Source organism: Pseudomonas sp. PVC-3-1 (genome assembly GCF_057444315.1).
The window spans coordinates 3,022,631-3,041,115 of sequence record NZ_CM172023.1; the positions used below are offsets into that span (position 1 = coordinate 3,022,631).

Annotated in this window: 17 protein-coding genes and 5 tRNA genes; 14 read left to right on the top strand and 8 right to left on the bottom strand. The window is 64.0% G+C overall.

Annotated elements, in window-relative coordinates:
• The first annotated feature begins 114 nt into the window (after positions 1-114).
• Positions 115-462: a ComEA family DNA-binding protein gene (locus tag AC2T4A_RS14225; RefSeq protein ID WP_486743559.1), complete on the top strand. Its 348-nt coding sequence runs from the start codon at positions 115-117 to the stop codon at positions 460-462.
• A gap of 391 nt (positions 463-853) precedes the next feature.
• Here the strand turns inward: AC2T4A_RS14225 and AC2T4A_RS14230 are convergent.
• Both AC2T4A_RS14230 and AC2T4A_RS14235 read right to left on the bottom strand, forming a co-directional pair.
• Positions 854-929: transfer RNA gene (locus AC2T4A_RS14230), tRNA-Asn, on the bottom strand.
• A 69-nt stretch (positions 930-998) separates the two neighbouring features.
• Positions 999-2,195 carry an amino acid aminotransferase gene (locus AC2T4A_RS14235; RefSeq protein ID WP_486743560.1) on the bottom strand — a complete coding sequence of 399 codons (1,197 nt, stop codon included), beginning with the start codon at positions 2,193-2,195 and terminating at the stop codon, positions 999-1,001.
• 184 nt (positions 2,196-2,379) lie between these two features.
• Here AC2T4A_RS14235 and uvrB point away from each other — a divergent pair, with 184 nt between their 5' ends.
• The gene (gene uvrB / locus AC2T4A_RS14240) at positions 2,380-4,395 is read left to right on the top strand and encodes an excinuclease ABC subunit UvrB (protein ID WP_416745065.1); all 2,016 of its coding nucleotides are present in this window, start codon (positions 2,380-2,382) and stop codon (positions 4,393-4,395) included.
• A gap of 117 nt (positions 4,396-4,512) precedes the next feature.
• Here the strand turns inward: uvrB and AC2T4A_RS14245 are convergent, their stop codons facing one another.
• Both AC2T4A_RS14245 and AC2T4A_RS14250 read right to left on the bottom strand, forming a co-directional pair.
• Positions 4,513-6,072, bottom strand: a complete 1,560-nt coding sequence (locus AC2T4A_RS14245; protein WP_478377502.1) for an MDR family MFS transporter — start codon at positions 6,070-6,072, stop codon at positions 4,513-4,515.
• A complete protein-coding gene (locus AC2T4A_RS14250) occupies positions 6,062-7,096 on the bottom strand; it encodes an HlyD family secretion protein (RefSeq protein ID WP_416745064.1) in 1,035 nt (344 codons plus the stop codon). Before AC2T4A_RS14250 ends, AC2T4A_RS14245 begins: the two co-directional genes overlap by 11 nt.
• Positions 7,097-7,205: 109 nt before the next feature.
• On the opposite strand from AC2T4A_RS14250, the gene AC2T4A_RS14255 reads away from it, so the two are divergent.
• The 11 genes from AC2T4A_RS14255 (at position 7,206) to AC2T4A_RS14305 (ending at position 14,279) form a co-directional block, all read left to right on the top strand.
• A complete protein-coding gene (locus AC2T4A_RS14255) occupies positions 7,206-8,126 on the top strand; it encodes a LysR family transcriptional regulator (RefSeq protein WP_416745063.1) in 921 nt (306 codons plus the stop codon).
• Positions 8,127-8,189: 63 nt separating this feature from the next.
• Positions 8,190-9,674 carry a glutamate--tRNA ligase gene (gene gltX, locus AC2T4A_RS14260; RefSeq protein WP_416745062.1) on the top strand — a complete coding sequence of 495 codons (1,485 nt, stop codon included), beginning with the start codon at positions 8,190-8,192 and terminating at the stop codon, positions 9,672-9,674.
• Positions 9,675-9,954: 280 nt separating this feature from the next.
• Positions 9,955-10,030, top strand: a tRNA-Ala gene (locus AC2T4A_RS14265).
• A 53-nt stretch (positions 10,031-10,083) separates the two neighbouring features.
• Positions 10,084-10,159 (top strand) — tRNA-Glu (locus tag AC2T4A_RS14270).
• A gap of 44 nt (positions 10,160-10,203) precedes the next feature.
• A tRNA-Ala gene (locus AC2T4A_RS14275) sits at positions 10,204-10,279 on the top strand.
• 58 nt (positions 10,280-10,337) lie between these two features.
• Positions 10,338-10,413: transfer RNA gene (locus tag AC2T4A_RS14280), tRNA-Glu, on the top strand.
• Positions 10,414-10,580: 167 nt separating this feature from the next.
• The gene (locus AC2T4A_RS14285; protein ID WP_416745061.1) at positions 10,581-11,120 is read left to right on the top strand and encodes a TetR/AcrR family transcriptional regulator; all 540 of its coding nucleotides are present in this window, start codon (positions 10,581-10,583) and stop codon (positions 11,118-11,120) included.
• A gap of 13 nt (positions 11,121-11,133) precedes the next feature.
• The gene (locus AC2T4A_RS14290) at positions 11,134-11,973 is read left to right on the top strand and encodes an alpha/beta fold hydrolase (protein ID WP_486743561.1); all 840 of its coding nucleotides are present in this window, start codon (positions 11,134-11,136) and stop codon (positions 11,971-11,973) included.
• Positions 11,974-12,140: 167 nt separating this feature from the next.
• Positions 12,141-12,791, top strand: a complete 651-nt coding sequence (locus tag AC2T4A_RS14295) for a bifunctional 4-hydroxy-2-oxoglutarate aldolase/2-dehydro-3-deoxy-phosphogluconate aldolase (RefSeq protein WP_486743562.1) — start codon at positions 12,141-12,143, stop codon at positions 12,789-12,791.
• Positions 12,788-13,243, top strand: a complete 456-nt coding sequence (locus AC2T4A_RS14300; protein WP_478377505.1) for an acyl-CoA thioesterase — start codon at positions 12,788-12,790, stop codon at positions 13,241-13,243. The genes AC2T4A_RS14295 and AC2T4A_RS14300 overlap by 4 nt, the downstream gene beginning before the upstream one ends.
• Before the next feature lie 76 nt (positions 13,244-13,319).
• Complete coding sequence (locus AC2T4A_RS14305) at positions 13,320-14,279, top strand: tRNA dihydrouridine synthase (protein WP_478377506.1); 960 nt, start codon at positions 13,320-13,322, stop codon at positions 14,277-14,279.
• 122 nt (positions 14,280-14,401) lie between these two features.
• Here the strand turns inward: AC2T4A_RS14305 and AC2T4A_RS14310 are convergent, their stop codons facing one another.
• Positions 14,402-15,148: an SDR family oxidoreductase gene (locus AC2T4A_RS14310; protein ID WP_486743563.1), complete on the bottom strand. Its 747-nt coding sequence runs from the start codon at positions 15,146-15,148 to the stop codon at positions 14,402-14,404.
• 147 nt (positions 15,149-15,295) lie between these two features.
• On the opposite strand from AC2T4A_RS14310, the gene AC2T4A_RS14315 reads away from it, so the two are divergent.
• Positions 15,296-15,742, top strand: a complete 447-nt coding sequence (locus AC2T4A_RS14315) for an Hsp20 family protein (protein ID WP_486743564.1) — start codon at positions 15,296-15,298, stop codon at positions 15,740-15,742.
• Between the two features lie 89 nt (positions 15,743-15,831).
• Here the strand turns inward: AC2T4A_RS14315 and AC2T4A_RS14320 are convergent, their stop codons facing one another.
• Genes AC2T4A_RS14320 through AC2T4A_RS14330 form a run of 3 tightly spaced genes read right to left on the bottom strand, consistent with a single transcriptional unit; the run spans position 15,832 to position 18,458 of the window.
• Positions 15,832-16,893: a YkvI family membrane protein gene (locus tag AC2T4A_RS14320; protein ID WP_486743565.1), complete on the bottom strand. Its 1,062-nt coding sequence runs from the start codon at positions 16,891-16,893 to the stop codon at positions 15,832-15,834.
• Positions 16,894-16,950: 57 nt separating this feature from the next.
• Positions 16,951-17,325 carry a RidA family protein gene (locus tag AC2T4A_RS14325; RefSeq protein ID WP_486743566.1) on the bottom strand — a complete coding sequence of 125 codons (375 nt, stop codon included), beginning with the start codon at positions 17,323-17,325 and terminating at the stop codon, positions 16,951-16,953.
• A 20-nt stretch (positions 17,326-17,345) separates the two neighbouring features.
• Complete coding sequence (locus AC2T4A_RS14330) at positions 17,346-18,458, bottom strand: NAD(P)/FAD-dependent oxidoreductase (protein ID WP_486743567.1); 1,113 nt, start codon at positions 18,456-18,458, stop codon at positions 17,346-17,348.
• Positions 18,459-18,485 lie beyond the last annotated feature (27 nt).

Here is an 18,485-nt window from a genome sequence, read left to right on the forward strand (position 1 = left end):
CCGGAAACTGCCGCTGACTCTCTAAACCAGCGTTTTCAAGGGTATTCCTGGCGATATGTTCTTTCAGGCGGCGCGGCCGCGCCTGCCTAAAAGTCATTCATAAGGAAACAACCCATGAGTAAGAAACTGCTTTCCATCGCCAGCGTGTTCCTGATTGCCGGCCTTTCCTTTGCCGGCCTGACTCAGGCAGCCACAAGCGCCCAGCCCGCCGCCAAGCCGGCGGCCGAAGCGCCGGCTCCCGCCGCCAAGGCGCCTGTTTCCCAGGTGGAGTCGGTGAATATCAACACGGCGTCCATCGAAGAATTGCAGAAGTCCCTGAAGGGCATCGGCAAGGTGAAGGCCCAGGCTATCGTCGACTATCGAACCAGTAATGGGCCGTTCACCAGCGTCGATCAGTTGCTGGAAGTGAAGGGAATAGGCAAGGGCACCCTGGATAAGAATCGCGACAGGATTTCGCTCTGAGCCTTCCTTATGAAATGGAAAAGCCGGTCGTTGGCCGGCTTTTCCATTCAGGACTTTCATGCGTCCAATAAAAAGCCCCCGGCGTGTGCCGAGGGCTTTGAATTTGGCTCCGCGACCTGGACTCGACGGCGTCAGCCGAACGCGCTTCAGCGCGGCCCCGAAGGGGGAATCACCTGGGACGCAGTCCCTGGAGAGAGTCCAGCGGCACAAAGAAAAAGCCCCCGGCATGTGCCGAGGGCTTTGAATTTTGGCTCCGCGACCTGGACTCGACGGCGTCAGCCGAACGCGCTTCAGCGCGGCCCCGAAGGGGGAATCACCTGGGACGCAGTCCCTGGAGAGAGTCCAGCGGCACAAAGAAAAAGCCCCCGGCATATGCCGAGGGCTTTGAATTTGGCTCCGCGACCTGGACTCGAACCAGGGACCCAATGATTAACAGTCATTTGCTCTACCGACTGAGCTATCGCGGAACAACGGTGCGTATCTTACTGATTAAAAAGGGGAAGTCAACAATGTTCCGATGACTTCCCCTTAATTTTTTACAGCAGCTGGACGATGGCGCGGGTGACGGTATCCAGGTTGCCGTTGTTCAGCGCGGCAACGCAGATGCGGCCGGTGCCGACGGCGTAGATACCGAATTCGTTCTTCAGGCGCTCGACCTGCTCGGCGGTCAGGCCGGAGTAGGAGAACATGCCGCGCTGCTGGGCAACGAAGCTGAAGTCGCGCTTGGCGCCCAGGGCGGCCAGTTGCTCGACCATGGCCACGCGCATGGCGCGGATGCGGGTGCGCATTTCGCCCAGCTCTTCTTCCCAGACCGCACGCAGCTCCGGGCTGTTCAGCACGGCGGCGACGACGCTGGCGCCATGGGTCGGCGGGTTGGAGTAGTTGGTGCGGATCACGCGCTTGACCTGAGACAGGACGCGGGTGGCTTCCTCGCGGCTGTCAGTCACGACCGACAGGGCGCCAACGCGCTCGCCGTACAGCGAGAACGACTTGGAGAAGGAGCTGGACACGAAGAAGTTCAGGCCCGACTTGGCGAACAGACGTACAGCGGAGGCGTCTTCGTCGATGCCGTCGCCGAAGCCCTGGTAGGCGATGTCGAGGAACGGCACGTGGCCCTTGGCCTTGAGCACGTCCAGGACCTGCTTCCAGTCGTCCATGGTCAGGTCGACGCCGGTCGGATTATGGCAACAGGCGTGCAGAACGACGATCGACTGAGAAGGCAGCGCGTTCAGGTCTTCCAGCAGACCCACGCGGTTCACGCCGTTGGTGGCGGCGTCGTAGTAGCGGTAGTTCTGAACCGGGAAGCCGGCGGCTTCGAACAGTGCGCGGTGGTTTTCCCAGCTCGGGTCGCTGATGGCGACGGTGGCGTTGGGCAGCAGGCGCTTGAGGAAGTCGGCGCCGGTTTTCAGTGCTCCGGTGCCGCCCACAGCCTGGGTGGTGACCACGCGGCCTTCGGCCAGCAGCTCGGAATCAGCGCCGAAGAGCAGCTTCTGCACGCCCGAATCGTAGGCAGCGATGCCTTCGATCGGCAGGTAGCCGCGCGGAGCGTGGGCCTCGATACGGGCTTTCTCCGCGGCCTGCACGGCGCGCAGCAGCGGGAGACGGCCTTCCTCGTTGTAGTAAACGCCTACGCCCAGGTTGATCTTGCCCGGACGGGTATCGGCGTTGAAAGCTTCGTTCAGGCCCAGGATCGGGTCGCGGGGGGCCATTTCGACAGCGGAGAACAGACTCATTTTGGCAGCAGCTCTAAGGCGGGAGTGAAGTGCAATTGCAACCCGCCCGCTCACGGCGCTGGGGGTTGCGTCGACGGGCCGGTATTATATAGGCCTCTATGGCAGGCGGCGAGTTGTCGCGCATGCTTTTCGACTGGTATGACGCTTTGGCGACCGAAGCGTCACACGTCAAAGCGAGGTTCCCATGTCGTTATTCCAGCTGGATTCGCGGTTCGAGCCGGCCGGCGATCAGCCCGAAGCCATCCGACAGATGGTGGAAGGGCTGGAAGCCGGGCTGTCGCACCAGACGCTGTTGGGGGTGACTGGCTCCGGCAAGACCTTCAGCATCGCCAACGTCATCTCCCAGGTGCAGCGCCCGACAATGGTGCTGGCGCCTAACAAGACGCTGGCCGCGCAGCTCTACGGCGAGTTCAAGACCTTCTTCCCGAACAACGCCGTCGAATACTTCGTCTCCTATTACGATTACTACCAGCCCGAGGCCTATGTGCCGTCCTCGGACACCTACATCGAGAAAGACTCCTCGATCAACGACCACATCGAGCAGATGCGGCTGTCGGCGACCAAGGCGCTGCTGGAGCGCAAGGACGCCATCATCGTCTGCACCGTGTCGTCGATCTACGGCCTGGGTGATCCGGCGTCTTACCTGAAGATGGTTCTGCACCTGGATCGCGGCGACAAGATGGACCAGCGCGAACTGCTGCGCCGCCTCACCAGCCTGCAGTACACCCGCAATGACATGGATTTCGCCCGCGCGACCTTCCGGGTGCGTGGCGATGTGATCGATATCTTCCCGGCGGAATCGGACCTGGAGGCCATCCGCGTCGAGCTGTTCGACGACGAAGTGGAGAATATCGCCGCTTTCGATCCGCTCACCGGCGAGGTGCTGACCAAGCTGCCGCGCTTCACCTTCTACCCCAAGAGTCACTACGTCACCCCGCGGGAGACGCTGCTGGAGGCGGTGGAGCACATCAAGGCCGAACTCAAGCAGCGCCTGGACTACCTGCGCACCAACAACAAGCTGGTGGAGGCCCAGCGCCTGGAGCAGCGCACCCGCTTCGACCTGGAGATGATCCTCGAGCTGGGTTACTGCAATGGCATCGAGAACTACTCGCGCTATCTCTCGGGACGCGGTCCCGGCGAGCCGCCGCCAACCCTCTACGACTACCTGCCGGCCGATTCGCTGCTGGTGATCGACGAATCCCACGTCAGCGTTCCCCAGGTAGGCGCCATGTACAAGGGCGACCGGTCGCGCAAGGAAACCCTGGTGGAGTACGGCTTCCGCCTGCCCTCGGCATTGGATAACCGCCCGCTGCGCTTCGAGGAGTGGGAGGCGATCAGCCCGCAGACCATCTTCGTTTCGGCGACGCCTGGCCCCTATGAGGATCAGCATGCTGGAAGGGTGGTTGAGCAGGTGGTGCGTCCCACCGGCCTGGTCGACCCGGAAGTGGAAATCCGCCCTGCGACCACTCAGGTGGATGACCTGCTCTCGGAAATCGGTAAACGCGTGGCGCTGGACCAGCGAGTGCTGGTCACCACCCTGACCAAGCGCATGGCTGAGGACCTTACTGACTACCTGGGCGACCACGACGTGCGCGTGCGCTACCTGCACTCGGATATCGATACCGTGGAGCGGGTGGAAATCATCCGCGACCTGCGCCTGGGCAAGTTCGACGTGCTGGTCGGCATCAACCTGCTGCGCGAGGGCCTGGACATGCCGGAAGTGGCGCTGGTTGCGATCCTCGATGCGGACAAGGAGGGCTTCCTGCGCTCCGAGCGCTCGCTGATCCAGACCATCGGCCGCGCCGCGCGGAACCTGCACGGCAAGGCGATCCTCTACGCCGATAACATGACCGGCTCGATGCAGCGTGCGATCAACGAGACCGAGCGTCGCCGCACCAAGCAGCTGGAGTTCAACGCCAAGCACGGCATCGTGCCCAAGGGCGTGAAGAAGGACATCAAGGACATCCTCGAAGGAGCCGTGGTGCCGGGGGCCAAGGGTAAGCGCCGCAGCCTGGCGAAAGTGGCGGAGGAGAGCGGGCGCTACGAGAACGAGCTGCGCACACCCGACGAGATCGGCAAGCGCATCAAGCAGCTGGAAGAGCGCATGTACCAGTTGGCCCGCGACCTGGAGTTCGAGGCTGCGGCCGGCGTGCGCGACGAGATCGGCAAGTTGCGCGACCGCATTGTGTCCATGGGCTGATCAACTTGGCGATTCTTGTAGGGGCGAGCTTGCTCGCGAACCGCCCGATGCCGGTGTGGCCGGCTGACAAAGCGTTCGCGAGCAAGCTCGCTCCTACAGTGCCCTGGCGGGCAGGGCTCAATGCGCGCCGGCTGCTGCGCCCGAGCCTACTCCTGCCGGTAGCGGGCGCGTCAGCAGCACCGCAACCATGCTGACTGCCAGCACGATGCCGATGGCGTGGAAGGCGTCGTTGTAGGCCATGATTGCTGCCTGCTGGTGGACAATCTCACTGATCTTGCCCAGGGCGGCCTGTTGCGTGCCCAGTTGTGAAGTCAGCTGCGCCAGTCGCTCGTCCACCGCACCGTTCACCGGCACTACCGCTTCGCGCAGATAGTCGTAATAGACCTTGGCGCGGCTATCCAGCAGGGTAGCCAGCAAGGCGATGCCGATGGCGCCGCCGAGGTTGCGCAGGATGTTGAACAGGCTCGAAGCCGACCCCGCGTCCTGTGGTTGCAGATAGACGGTGGCGATCAGCGAGATGGTGACCATCACCATCGGCTGACCGAGGGCGCGCAGCAACTGGATCTGGTTGAACTGCGGGCCGGCGAAGTCCGGGTTGAGCACGCCGGAAAAGAAGCTCGCCATGCCGAACAGGCCGAAGCCCACGGCGCACAGCAGGCGCGGCTCGATGATCTTCATCAGCTTGGGGATCAGCGGGATGAGGAACAACTGCGGCACGCCCATCCACATGATCACCTCGCCGATCTGCATGGCGTTGTAGCCCTGGATCTGTGCCAGGTAGAGCGGCAGCACGTAGATTGAGCCGTACAGTCCCATCCCCAGTCCGATGCTGGAAATGCTCGACAGGCCGAAGTTGCGATTGCGCAGGATGCCCAGGTTGATCAGCGGATTCGGCCGCGAGGTCTGCAGGATCACGAAGAGAATCAGGCTGACCAGGGCAATGCTGCCGAGGCTGACTATCAAGCTGGATTCCAGCCAGTCCTTGCGGTGGCCTTCCTCGAGGAACACCTGCAGGCAGCCCAGGCCAATAGCCATGGTGACGATACCTGCGTAGTCAGTGCTCTTCAGCAGCTCCCAGTGCGGCGGCTTCTTCTCCAGGCCGTAGAGCAGCCCGGCAATCATCAGCAGGCCCGGCGGGATGTTGATATAGAAGATGTACTCCCAGCCGAAGTTTTCCGTCAGCCAGCCGCCCAGGGTCGGGCCGATGGAGGGCGCGAAGGTGGCGGTGATGGCGAACAGCGCCATGCCCTTGGGGCGGTGGTGCTCCGGCAACTTGATCAGAGCCAGGGTGAACGCCAGCGGAATCAGCGCGCCGCCGGTGAAGCCCTGCATGGCGCGGAACACGATCATGCTCTCCAGGTTCCAGGCAAACGAGCAGAGCAGTGAGGAGAACAGGAAGCCGACCGAGATCATCCAGGCCAACCGGCGCGCCGAGAGCAACTGCACCAGCCAGGCGGTGAGCGGGATCATGATGATTTCCGCCACCAGGTAGGAGGTGGAAATCCACGAACCTTCTTCCAGGGTGGCGGCCAGCGCGCCCTGGATGTCCTTCAGCGAGGAGTTGGTGATCTGGATGTCGAGGACCGCCATGAACGCGCCGAGCATGGCGCTGAACACGGCGATCCAGTCGCGGCGGGTCGGTTCCCCGACCGGCCGCACCAGGGCATCAGCGGACACGCAGCTCGACCTCGGCCTCGACGGACATGCCGGGGCGGATCAGCCCCTTGAGCGGGTTCTCGTCGGCGAAGGTGATCTTGACCGGAATACGCTGCACCACCTTGGTGAAGTTGCCGGTGGCGTTGTCCGGCGGCAGCAGGCTGAACTGCGCGCCGGAGGCGGCGAACAGGCTCTGTACCTGGCCGTCGATGGGCTGGTCAGGGAAGGAATCGAACACCAGTCTGGCGGTCTGGCCTGGGCGCATCTTGCCGATCTGGGTTTCCTTGAAGTTGGCCTGGATCCAGATGCCATCATCCGGCACCAGCGACAGCAGCTGGCTGCCGACCTGCACGTACTGGCCGACGCGGGCGCCGCGCTGGCCGACCAGGCCGCTGACCGGTGCGTGGATTTCAGTGCGGGCGAGGTTGATCTCGGCCTGGGTGATGTCGGCGCGAGCGCTTTCGATCTGCGCCTGCAGACGCTGGACGTCGGTGCCCAGGGTTTCGCGCTGTACGCGCTGGGCCTGCAGATCGGCCTGGGCCTTGGCCACTTGCGAGCGGGCGACGTTGGAGTCGGCCGCCAGGGTGGTCACGCGCTCTTCCGACACGTAGCCGGGCTTGCGCAGCGCCTGGGCGCGGCCGAGGTCGACTTCGGTGCGGCCGAGGGTGGCCTGGCTGGCATTCACGTCCGCCGCACTGGCAGCAATCATGCTGGTCTGGCCCTTGAGCTTGCTGCGCGCCTGCTCCAGTTCTGCCTCACGGGTGGCCAGGGTGGCCTTGGCGCGGTCCAGCGCGAGCTGGAAGTCTGCGGCTTCGAGCTTCACCAGCAACTGGCCTTTCTCGACGTGCTGGTTGTCCTGCACCAGCACCTCGTCGACGCGGGCGCCGAGCTGGCTGGCAATGCGGGTGATCTCGCCCTGCACGTAAGCGTTGTCGGTGGTCTCGACGAAGCGGCCGATGAAGTACCAGCGCGCGAGGAAGGCGAGGGCAACCACGGCGAGGATGACGAAGAACACGGTCAGGCGGCGTTGTAATTGTGCGGGCATAGGTAAACGAGCGTTTGGTTGGCCAAAAAATGTTTGCCAATGTAACAGTGTTCCGTGGCGGCACGTAGCCGCTACACTTCGGAAACTTTGTTGCTTATAGGGAACAATCATGGGGCTGGATGATGCGCTGATCTTCACCCGCGTCGTGGAGCTGCACAGTTTCACCCAGGCGGCGCAGAGCCTTGGCATGCAGAAATCGACCGTGAGCCGGCGTATCGCGCTGCTGGAGGAACGCCTAGGCGTGCGCCTGATCAATCGCACCACGCGCAAGCTGCGCCTGACCGAAGTGGGGCAGGCCTACTACGACCGCTGTCGGCAGATCATGCATGACTTCGCCGAGGCCGAGCAGGCGGTGATGCAACTGCAGCAGGCGCCTTCGGGATTGTTGCGGATCACTGCGCCCATCGAGTTCGGCCAGATGTACCTGGCCAAGGTGCTCGGCGATTTCATGAATCTTTATCCACAGATTACAGCCGAGGTCGAGTTGACCTCGCGTAATGTCGATCCGCTGGAGGAGGGCGTAGATATCGTCATCATGGTCGGTCAGCCGGAAGACTCGACCCTGATCGCCCGGCGCATGCTCACCACCAATCGCTGCCTGTGCGCCAGCCCCGAATACCTGAAATTGCACGGCTGGCCGGAAACCGTCGAGGAACTGGCCGGGCACCGCGCCGTGCTGCTGCAGGCCGATTCCCAGCGCTATTGGCCGTTGCGCGGGGAAACCGTGCCGTGTCACCGCGTGCTGTCGTGCAACAACATCACCTTCGCCCGCGAAACCGTGCTGGCGGGCGCGGGTATCGCCTCGCTGCCGGAGTTGATCGTCGACGAGGAACTGGCCAGCGGCCGCCTGGTACGCGTGTTGCCGCAGGTTCAGCTGCCGGTGGGCGAACTGTATGCCGTCTACCCATCGCGGCGCTTCCAGGCGATGAAGGTGAAGGCGTTCCTCGACTTCCTGATCAACAACCTGCCCATCGATCCCGGTCGTTGGCTGGAGCCGAAGGCGGCCCGCCTGATACCATCGCACCCATGAGCGCGCGCGCCGTCGCGCGCTGTCGCCGCTTCACACGAAGAATTGCTTCACACGAGAGCCTTCATGACCACAGTCCGCACCCGTATCGCGCCGTCTCCCACCGGTGACCCGCACGTCGGCACCGCGTATATCGCGCTGTTCAACCTCTGCTTCGCCCGCCAGCACGGCGGTCAGTTCATCCTGCGTATCGAGGACACCGACCAGGTGCGCTCGACCCGCGAGTCGGAACAGCAGATCTTCGACGCACTGCGCTGGTTGGGTATCGAGTGGGACGAGGGCCCGGACGTCGGCGGCCCGCACGGCCCGTATCGCCAGAGCGAGCGCGGCGCCATCTATAAGCAGTACAGCGATGAGCTGGTCGACAAGGGCCACGCCTTCCCCTGCTTCTGCTCCTCCGAGCGCCTCGACGCGCTGCGTGCCGAGCAGCAGGCGCGCAAGGAAACCCCGCGCTATGACGGCCACTGCATGCACATCCCGAAAGAGGAGTCGGCCCAGCGCATCGCCGCCGGCGAATCCCACGTCGTGCGCATGAAGGTGCCGACCGAGGGCGTCTGCGTGGTGCCGGACATGCTCCGTGGCGATGTGGAAATCCCGTGGGACCGCATGGACATGCAGGTGCTGATGAAGGCCGACGGCCTGCCCACCTACTTCCTCGCCAACGTGGTCGACGATCACCTGATGGGCATCACCCACGTTCTGCGCGGCGAAGAGTGGCTGCCCTCGGCGCCCAAGCTGATCAAGCTGTACGAGTACTTCGGCTGGGAGCAGCCGGTGCTCTGCTACATGCCGCTGCTGCGTAATCCGGACAAGAGCAAGCTGTCCAAGCGCAAGAACCCCACATCCATTACCTTCTACGAGCGCATGGGCCTGCTGCCCCAAGCGCTGCTGAATTACCTCGGGCGCATGGGCTGGTCCATGCCTGACGAGCGCGAGAAGTTCAGCCTGGCGGAGATGATCGAGCACTTCGACCTGTCCCGCGTCTCGCTGGGCGGCCCGATCTTCGACATCGAGAAGCTCTCCTGGCTGAACGGTCAGTGGATTCGCGAGCTATCGGTGGAGGACTTCGCCAAGGAAGTGCAGAAGTGGGCGCTCAACCCCGAGTACCTGATGAAGATCGCCCCGCACGTGCAAGGCCGAGTGGAGAACTTCAGCCAGATCGCCCCGCTGGCCGGTTTCTTCTTCAGCGGCGGCGTGCAACTGGACGCCAAGCTGTTCGAGCACAAGAAGCTCGATGCCACCCAGGTTCGCCAGGTGCTGCAACTGGTGCTGTGGAAGCTCGAAGCGTTGCGCCAGTGGGAAAAGGATCGCATCACCGCGACCATCCAGGCCGTCGCCGAGCACCTGGGTCTCAAGCTGCGTGACGTGATGCCGCTGATGTTCCCGGCCATCACCGGCCAGGCCAGCTCGGTATCGGTGCTCGACGCCATGGAAATCCTCGGCGCCGACCTGTCGCGCTATCGCCTGCGCCAGGCCCTGGAGTTGCTGGGCGGTGCGTCGAAGAAAGAAGCCAAGGAGTGGGAAAAGATTCGCGACGCAATCGGCTCGTGAGTTCTTTCCTACACTGAAAAAGGCCGGGCGCTGCGAAGCGTCCGGCCTTTTTCATGCTGGCGGCGTGGGTTGCGGACGAGCCGGGGGAGGACAGGCGGGCCGCGGATTTCGCCGGCCGGAAACCGGGGCGGTCACATAAGTGATTGTTCTATGGGAGAAAAAATAAGATTTCTGAAAAAATGTTGTTGACAGGGGTTCGCCTCACCCCTAAGATGCGCCCCGTTCCAGCGACGAACTGAACTGATAGGGCGAAGCGGAACGGTAGATCCAGCGGTACTTTGGGGCTATAGCTCAGCTGGGAGAGCGCTTGCATGGCATGCAAGAGGTCGACGGTTCGATCCCGTCTAGCTCCACCAAATTACCAGTAGGTCTTGTCTGGTCCGGACAAGGCTGAAATCGAAGGTTTTGCGTCCCCTTCGTCTAGTGGCCTAGGACACCGCCCTTTCACGGCGGTAACAGGGGTTCGAGTCCCCTAGGGGACGCCACTTATCCAGCGACGATGCGTTCGCGTCGTCAGCCAGAGTCATCTGGGGCTATAGCTCAGCTGGGAGAGCGCTTGCATGGCATGCAAGAGGTCGACGGTTCGATCCCGTCTAGCTCCACCAAATTCCCATACGGGATGAAGCCAGAATCCACCACCTGGTGGGTTTCTTCGAAGGATATGTCCCCTTCGTCTAGTGGCCTAGGACACCGCCCTTTCACGGCGGTAACAGGGGTTCGAGTCCCCTAGGGGACGCCATTTTTATCGCTCTGCGATGCCTATAGGGCCACTGAGACTTTCAGTGGCCCTTTTGTTTTTTTACGCTCAAAAAATTTTCCTCCGACCAGTGGTCGCGCTTTGCGCTTGCCGATTTTTATTATGAGAATAATATTCTCTCCATAATATTTCTCGAGCCGAGGTCCGCCATGAGCGACAAGAAAGCCCAGACCCGCGAACGCATCCTTTCCGCCGCCACCAGTGCGTTGCTGCAGCGCGGGCCGGTCGGGCCCAGCGTGGGCGAGGTCATGTCGGCGGCGGGACTGACGGTGGGCGGCTTCTACGCACACTTCGAGAGCAAGGACGCGCTGATGCTGGAAGCCTTCCGCCAGTTGCTCGCCAAGCGCCGCGAAGGGCTCAAGCGCTTCGATCCGCAATTGAGTTTCGCTGAGCGCCGGGCGCTGACGGCGCAGTTCTATTTGTCGCGCAAACATCGCGATACCGAGGAAGAAGGCTGCCCGATCCCCAGTTCGCTGAACGAGGTGGCCAATCTGCCGGAAGCGTTTCGCCAGACCCTGGAAGAGCACGTGGAGCTGATGGTGGCGGCGCTGGCCGGCCGCCCCGAGGAAATCGACACCGTGCTCAGCGACATGGCCCTGATGATTGGCGGATTGGCGCTGGCCCGTGCCCTGGGGACGGGGGACCTGTCCGATCGTGTCCTGCGTGCCGCGAAGAAGGCGGTGAACTGAGGAGGTGTGGAAAATGAGCAGTCTGAGCTGGGTTCGAGGAATCAACGCCACCCTGGGCCGCGTCGCGCCGCAATGGGCGGCTGGACGTATGCAGCAACTGTTCGTGACGCCCAACGCGCATGCGCCGCGGGAGTGGGAGCTGCCGCTGCTGGCCAGTTCCGAACGTGTCACCCTGCGTTTCGGTCTGTCGGCGCTGCGTTGGGGGGAAGGTCCGGCCGTACTGTTGATGCATGGCTGGGAAGGGCGGCCCACCCAGTTCGCCACGCTGATTGAGCATCTGGTAGGCGCCGGTTATGGCGTCATCGCACTCGATGGCCCTGGGCACGGCCGCTCGCCCGGCCAGGAGGCGGACATCGTGCTGTTCGCCCGCGCCCTGCTGGAAGCGGCCGGGGAATTACCGCCGCTGCGCGCCGTGATTGGCCATTCCATGGGCGGCGCCAGCGCATTGCTGGCCACCCAGATGGGGTTGCGCACCGAAACACTGGTGTCCATCGGTGCGCCCAGCAACGTGCTCGGCGTCCTGCGGGGCTTCTCCAAGGTGGTCGGCTTGCCGCCGGTGGCGCGGTCGCGCTTCATCCGGATGATCGAAAGCCGTTCGGGGATCGCGGCCAAACAGCTGGATGTGGCGCGTTATGAGTTGGACTTCCCCGGCCTGGTGGTACACGCCGAAGATGATCGGTACGTGAAGGTCAGCGAGGCGGCGGCCATTCACGAGGCCTGGTCGCAGAGCCGGTTGCTGCGCCTGGCCAATGGCGGGCATCACCGGGTGCTGGCGGACCCGGTCGTCATCGATGCGATTCTGGAACTCCTGGAAGAGGCCGAGGAGCCGCTGCCCCTGGCATTGGTTTCCTGAGTCATTCACCCGCTTGATAACGGCGGCTACGGGCCGCCGTTTTCGTTCCATGATGGCCCGTTGCAGGTCGTCACATCTGGCGCGCTGGCGTAGACTTTCGGGTATTTCCGGCCGCCCCGGCCTGGGCGCGAGGTCTTGCGCACGCGGGTGGCCGACTGGGGGAATGCATGAATCTGTCGCTGGATTGGGTGCTGCAGCAGGCGCGCCCGGTCATGCCGGTGTTGGTGATCGACGATGTGGCGCTGGCCGGTGATCTGTCCCGCGCGCTATATGACGGTGGCGTGCGGGTACTCGAGGTGACGCTGCGCACTCCGCAGGCGCTGGATGCCGTCGCGCAGATCCGCCGCGAGCTGCCGGAGATGATTGTCGGCGCGGGTACGCTGATCCACACCGAGCAGTTCCAGGAAGCGCGCGATGCCGGCGCGCAGTTCGCTGTCAGCCCTGGCTGTACGCCGCGACTGGTGGCGGCTGCCGACGATGCCAAGCTGCCGTTTTTGCCGGGTGTGATGACGCCTTCGGAGGTGCTGGTGGCGCTGGAATACGGTTACCGCTCGCTGAAGCTCTTCCCGGCCGACGGCAATGCCGCGATCAAGATGCTCAAGAGCCTGAAAGCACCTTTTGCCGGCATCCGTTTCTGCCCGACCGGCGGTATTACCCAGGAAAACCTGCTCAACGTGCTGCGCCTGCCCAATGTCGCCTGCGTAGGCGGCACCTGGATCGCGCCGCCCAGCCTGGTGCGCGCCCGCGCCTGGGATCAGATCACCCAATTGGCCGCCGAAGCCCGCGCGTTGGCCGCAAGCCTGGAGCATTCCGCATGAGTTGGCAGTTGCCCGACCCCTTCGTCATCGACATCGAGGTCAAGTCCGAGGACATCGATGGACTCGGCCATGCCAACAACGCCGTCTATGTCAGTTGGCTGGAGCGCTGCGCCTGGCGTCATTCGCAAAAGCTGGGGCTGGACCTGGCCGAGTATCGGCGGCTGGATCGCGCCATGGCCGTGGTGCGCCATGAAGTGGATTACCTGGCTGCTGCCTACGAGGGCGAGCAGTTGCAGCTGGCGACCTGGATCGTCGAATCCGACCAGCGTTTGAAGATGACCCGTCACTTTCAGCTGGTGCGGCCGGCAGATGCCGTGACCTTGCTGCGCGCGCAGACCACCTTCGTCTGCATCGAATTGTCCACTGGTAAACCCAAGCGCATGCCGGTGGAGTTCATCGAGGGATATGGCCGGGCATTGCTCTCTGCGGAAACCGTGGCCGCCGGCGCGTGATCCGTCGTGCCGCGCTTTTCCCGGCGCGGCGCATTCCCTACAATCCGCGGCCTTCGTTATTGCCCGAGATTCTCCCGTGCAGATCGCCCTGGCCCCGATGGAGGGGCTGGTAGATGACATCCTTCGCGATGTGCTGACTCGCGTCGGCGGCATCGACTGGTGCGTCACCGAATTCATCCGCATCAACGACCGGCTGTTGCCGCCGTCGTCCTTCCTGGCGCTCGCCCCGGAACTGGCGCATGGCAGCCGCACTCGTGCAGGCGTGCCGATGCGCGTGCAACTGCTCGGTTCCGACCCGCAACTGTTGGCGGAGAACGCCGTGCAGGCCTGCGAGCTGGGTGCGCCGGTGATCGATCTGAACTTCGGCTGCCCGGCAAAGACCGTGAACCGTTCCCGTGGCGGCGCCGTGCTGCTGAAAGAGCCTGAGCTGATGTTCAGCATCATCGAGGCGGTGCGCCGCGCCGTACCCGCGCACATTCCGGTGACCTCGAAGATGCGCCTGGGCTACGACAGTCCGGATGGGGCTATCGATTGCGCCCGTGCGTTGGCTGACGCCGGCTCCGCCCATGTGGTGGTGCATGCGCGGACCAAGGCCGATGGCTACAAGCCGCCGGCACATTGGGAGTGGGTGGCGAAAGTAGCAGACGCAGTGAAGGTGCCGGTATTCGCCAATGGCGAAGTCTGGACGCTCGAGGATTACCACCGCTGCCGCTCTATCAGCGGCGTGGCGGACATCATGCTCGGGCGCGGGCTGGTTTCCCGCCCGGATCTTGCTCGGCAGATCGCTGCGTGGCGCGACGGTCGCGAAGTAGTGCCGATGCCCTGGTCGGAAGTGCGCATGTTGCTCGATGACTTCTGGCGCCAGGCGCGTCGCAAGCTGGCGCCGCGCTATGCACCGGGGCGTCTGAAGCAGTGGTTGGGCATGCTCACCCGCAGTTATCCAGAAGCTGTGGAGCTGTTCGCCCAGGTGCGGCGCGAGAGCGATTGCGAGGTGCTGGATCGGATGCTGCAGGTCGAGGTCGACGTCGCGGCCTGAATCCCGGCTGCTCTTCGTAGGAGCGAGCTTGCTCGCGAATGCGGTTCGTCCCGATGCGCTGGCGTTGGGTGGTTCGCGAGCAAGCTCGCTCCTACAACAGCGTTCAGCACGGCAACGCCGGATCAGCGCCCGCCGCTGACGTCGACGAAGCTGCCGGTGGAATAACTGGACTCGTCCGAGGCGAGGAACAGGATCGCCCGCGCCACTTCTTCCGCCTCGCCGCCCCGGCCCAGGGGGATCGCCGATTGCAGGCGCTCCACACGCCCGGGTTCGCCGCCGCTGGCGTGAATCTCGGTCCTGATCAGCCCAGGTCGCACGGCATTCACGCGGATGCCTTCGCTTGCCACTTCCTTGGCCAGGCCGATGGTCAGGCTGTCCACCGCGCCCTTGGCGGCGGCGTAGTCGATGTACTCGTTGGGCGAGCCCAGTCGTGACGCCATGGACGAGACGTTGACGATGCTTCCGCCGTCGCCGCCGTGCTTTTGCGCCATGCGCTTCACCGCCTCGCGGCAGCAAAGGAAGGTGCCGGTGACGTTCACCGCGAACACCCGCTGCAGGCGCGCGACGTCCATGTCTTCCAGGCGCATCTGGCGCTCGAGGATGCCGGCGTTGTTCACCAGTACGTCGAGACGGCCGAAGGCATCGTCGACTTCGCCGAACAGGCGCAGCACGTCGTCTTCATTCGCCACATCGGCGGCAAAGGCGCGCGCAGTGCCGCCGGCGGCGGTGATCTTCGCTACCAGTGCCGCGGCCGCTTCACGTTCGCGACGATAGTTGAGCGCTACGGCATAGCCGCGTTTGGCGGCGAGCAGCGCAGTGGCGGCGCCGATCCCGCGGCTGGCGCCGGTGATGAGCATGACGGGTTGCATGGGCGAATCCTTTTTGCGTGACGGGGCTTGAAACGGGGTTTGCCATCCCTATCTATGTCCCTGCGGGAGGCCGAAGACGGGTCCCGCACCGGAGTTCTGACGACAGGCTCCCGATCATACCTTGCTGAAAATTTCAGGAGATTCGCAATGAGCAACGTCCTTTCCCTCGCCCCGCTGTTCCGCCAGTCCGTCGGCTTCGATCGTTTCAACGATCTGTTCGAATCCGCCCTGCGCAGTGAAAGCGGCAGTTCCTACCCGCCCTACAACGTCGAGAAGCATGGTGACGACCAGTACCGCATCGTCATCGCCGCTGCCGGCCTGCAGGAGGAAGACCTGGAACTGCAAGTGGAGCGCGGCGTGCTGACCGTCAATGGCAGCAAGCGCGAAAAGGCTTCCGAGAGCGTCACCTACCTGCACCAGGGCATCGCCCAGCGCGCCTTCAAGCTGTCGTTCCGCCTCGCCGACCACATCGAGGTCCAGGGCGCGTCGCTGAAGAACGGCCTGCTGAGTGTCGAACTGGTGCGTATCGTTCCGGAAGAAGCCAAGCCCAAGCGGATCGCCATCAACGGCCAGCGCCCGGCCATCGAAGGCTGAGCAGTGTCCCGGCGCCAGCCGGGGCGTAGCCGCAAACAAGAACGCCCGCCTCGAAAGAGGCGGGCGTTCTCTTTTTCAGAGGGCCTGGATCAGGCGTTCTGGCCCAGCGGTGCCGAGCGGTTGCGCCACCAGGCGATGACGATCGCCGCCATCAGCACGAAGCCCAGGTAGCCCATGGCCGGGTAGACCAGGCCCACCAGCTTGACGAAGCCGACCTGGCTGGCGATGAAGGCGAGTATTACTGCAGCGACGGTTGCCACGCGGAAGGGCACGCCGTAGGCAGCGCAGCGTGCGGCCAGGGTGTAGGCGAAGCCGCTGGTGGTGCAGTACAGCTTCACCAGCAGCAGGGCGAGCATCACATCGCCGAACCAGGGCGCGATGTTGTTGCTCAGCAGCAGGGTGGGAATGGCGCTGTCGCCGATCACGTCGACCTGTACCAGCATCACCAGGGCCATGGCGAGGATCAGCACGCCGACGCCGATGCCGCCGAACACACCGCCCAATGCCGCGGTGCGCAGATTGGACACGCTGCCGCCCATCACCACCACGGCAGCCGCGGTGGCGGCGACGTTGTAGGAGACATAGAGCAGCGCGCCGAGCAGCCAGTTGGGCGCCGGGTGCGGCACGGCCAGGGCGATCTGCTCCAGCTCCGCCAGCGGCTTGTGAATATGCGTCAGCGCGTAGATGGCGATGATCGCCACGATGACCATGAGTACCGGAGTGATCAGGCTCATCAGGGTGATCACCCGCTTCAGGCCCAGGCACACGGTGATGATGGTCATCACGCCGAGAACGATGCCGCCGATGGAATGGCCGATGCCCAGCTGCTGCTCAAAGGAGGAGTTGGCGCCGGCGAACATCACCACCATGGTGCCGAACAGGAAGAAGGTCAGCATCAGGTCGACGACGCGGCCCAGCGGTTTGCCACAGATGTACTCCATGGCCTCCTTGTGCGACTGGGTCTGCAGGCGGCTGCCGATCTGGTAGAGGTTCATCAGCAGGAAGGCAAACAGTGCCAGCGCCACCATCGCGCCGGCCAGGCCCATGATGCCGAAACCGCCGAAGAACTGGAGGATCTCCTGGCCCGAGGCGAAGCCGACGCCCACCACCAGGCCGATATACGCACCGCCGAGCTTGAGACTGGTTTTCATGATCGAGACTCTGTTGTTGTTATGAGAGCGGCCCCGCTCGTGGCGGGGCCGGAAAGGTCACGCCTGGCCGACGTAGGCCTGGACTTCCACCTCGACGTCCACGCCCAGCGCCAGTGCCGACGCCACGCAGGAGCGCACCGGCAGCCCTTGCTCGAAGTAGCGCTTGTACACCTCGTTGAAGCCGGCGAAGTGGGACATGTCCGACAGCCACACAGTGGCTTTCACCACCTGGGAGTAGTCGGCGCCGCAGGCTTCCAGGCTCTCGGCAATGCGGGTCATCACCGCCTCGGTCTGGGTCTGAATGTCGCCCTTGACCACCTGGCCGTCAGCGGTCATCGGGATCTGTCCGGAGAGGAGCAGGAAGCCGCCGGCCTTCACCGCGCGGGAGAAGGGGAAGGGCAGGGTGCTGGGATAACGCTGGATATCGTTCATTCTAAAGTCTCCGGGGAAATTCAACGCAGGCGCGCCGGGCTCAGGCGCTGGGGATCGACGCCTTCCTGACGCAGGGATTCGGGGAGCGGCTGGCCGAGCAGCAGCGACTGGGCCAGGCGCGACACGCCGTCGGCGGACTGAATGCCGTAGCCGCCCTGGGCGGCCAGCCAGAAAAACGCCGGGTTCTGCGCATCCGCGCCGATCACCAGGTCGCCGTCGGCGACGAAGGAGCGCAGGCCGGCCCAGCTTTGGTTCGGTCGGCGGATCGCCAGGGTGGTGTGCTCCTCGATGTGGTACACGCCCAGGGCGATGTCGAGTTCCTCGGGCTGCACATCCTGGGCTTCCACCGGATCGGCGTTAGCGGGCGAGCCGAGCAGTTGGCCGGCGTCCGGCTTGAAGTAGAAGCTCTCGTCGATGCCGATCACTGTTGGCCAGCGGCTGATGTCCAGGCCGTCGGGCACCGGGAAGGTGAAGGCGGTTCGGCGACAGGGTTGCAGGCCGACCGGGCGGATGCCGCAGCGCTCGGCCACGTGATCGGCCCAGGCGCCGGCGGCGTTGATCAGTTGCGCGGCTTGAACGGTTTCGCTCTGGCTGAGTTCGAGCGTCCACTCACCCTGCGCATATTCAGCCGACTGCAGCTCGCGGTTGCAGCGCAGTTCGCCGCCGCGCTGGCGCAGCGCTCGCAGGTAGCCCTGGTGCAGGGCGTGCACGTCGAGATCACGGGCGTCCGGCTCGTAGAGCGCGCCAATGATGGCGTCGGCGCGCAGGACAGGGAGGAATTCCAGCGCCTGCACGGTGCTGATGCGTTCGACGCCGGGCGTGGCCTCGGCTTGCTTGAGCAGTTCGACGTGTTCCGGACCGCCGACGTACAGGCAGCCGCGCGGGGTGAGGATCGGGTACTCGCTGAAGCCGGCCGGCGGATTCTCGTAGAAGGCACGGCTGGCGCGGGTCAGCGCCTGGATCTGCGGTGTGCCGTAGGCCTCCATGAACATGGCGGCGGAGCGCCCGGTGGAGTGGTAGCCGGGCTGCTCTTCGCGCTCCAGGACCAGCACTTTGTGAGTCTCGCTCAGACGGTAGGCGAGGGAGGCGCCGGCAATACCGGCGCCGATGATGACGAAATCGAAATGGCTCACTGCAAGGGCCTTCTGCAGATTTTCTCG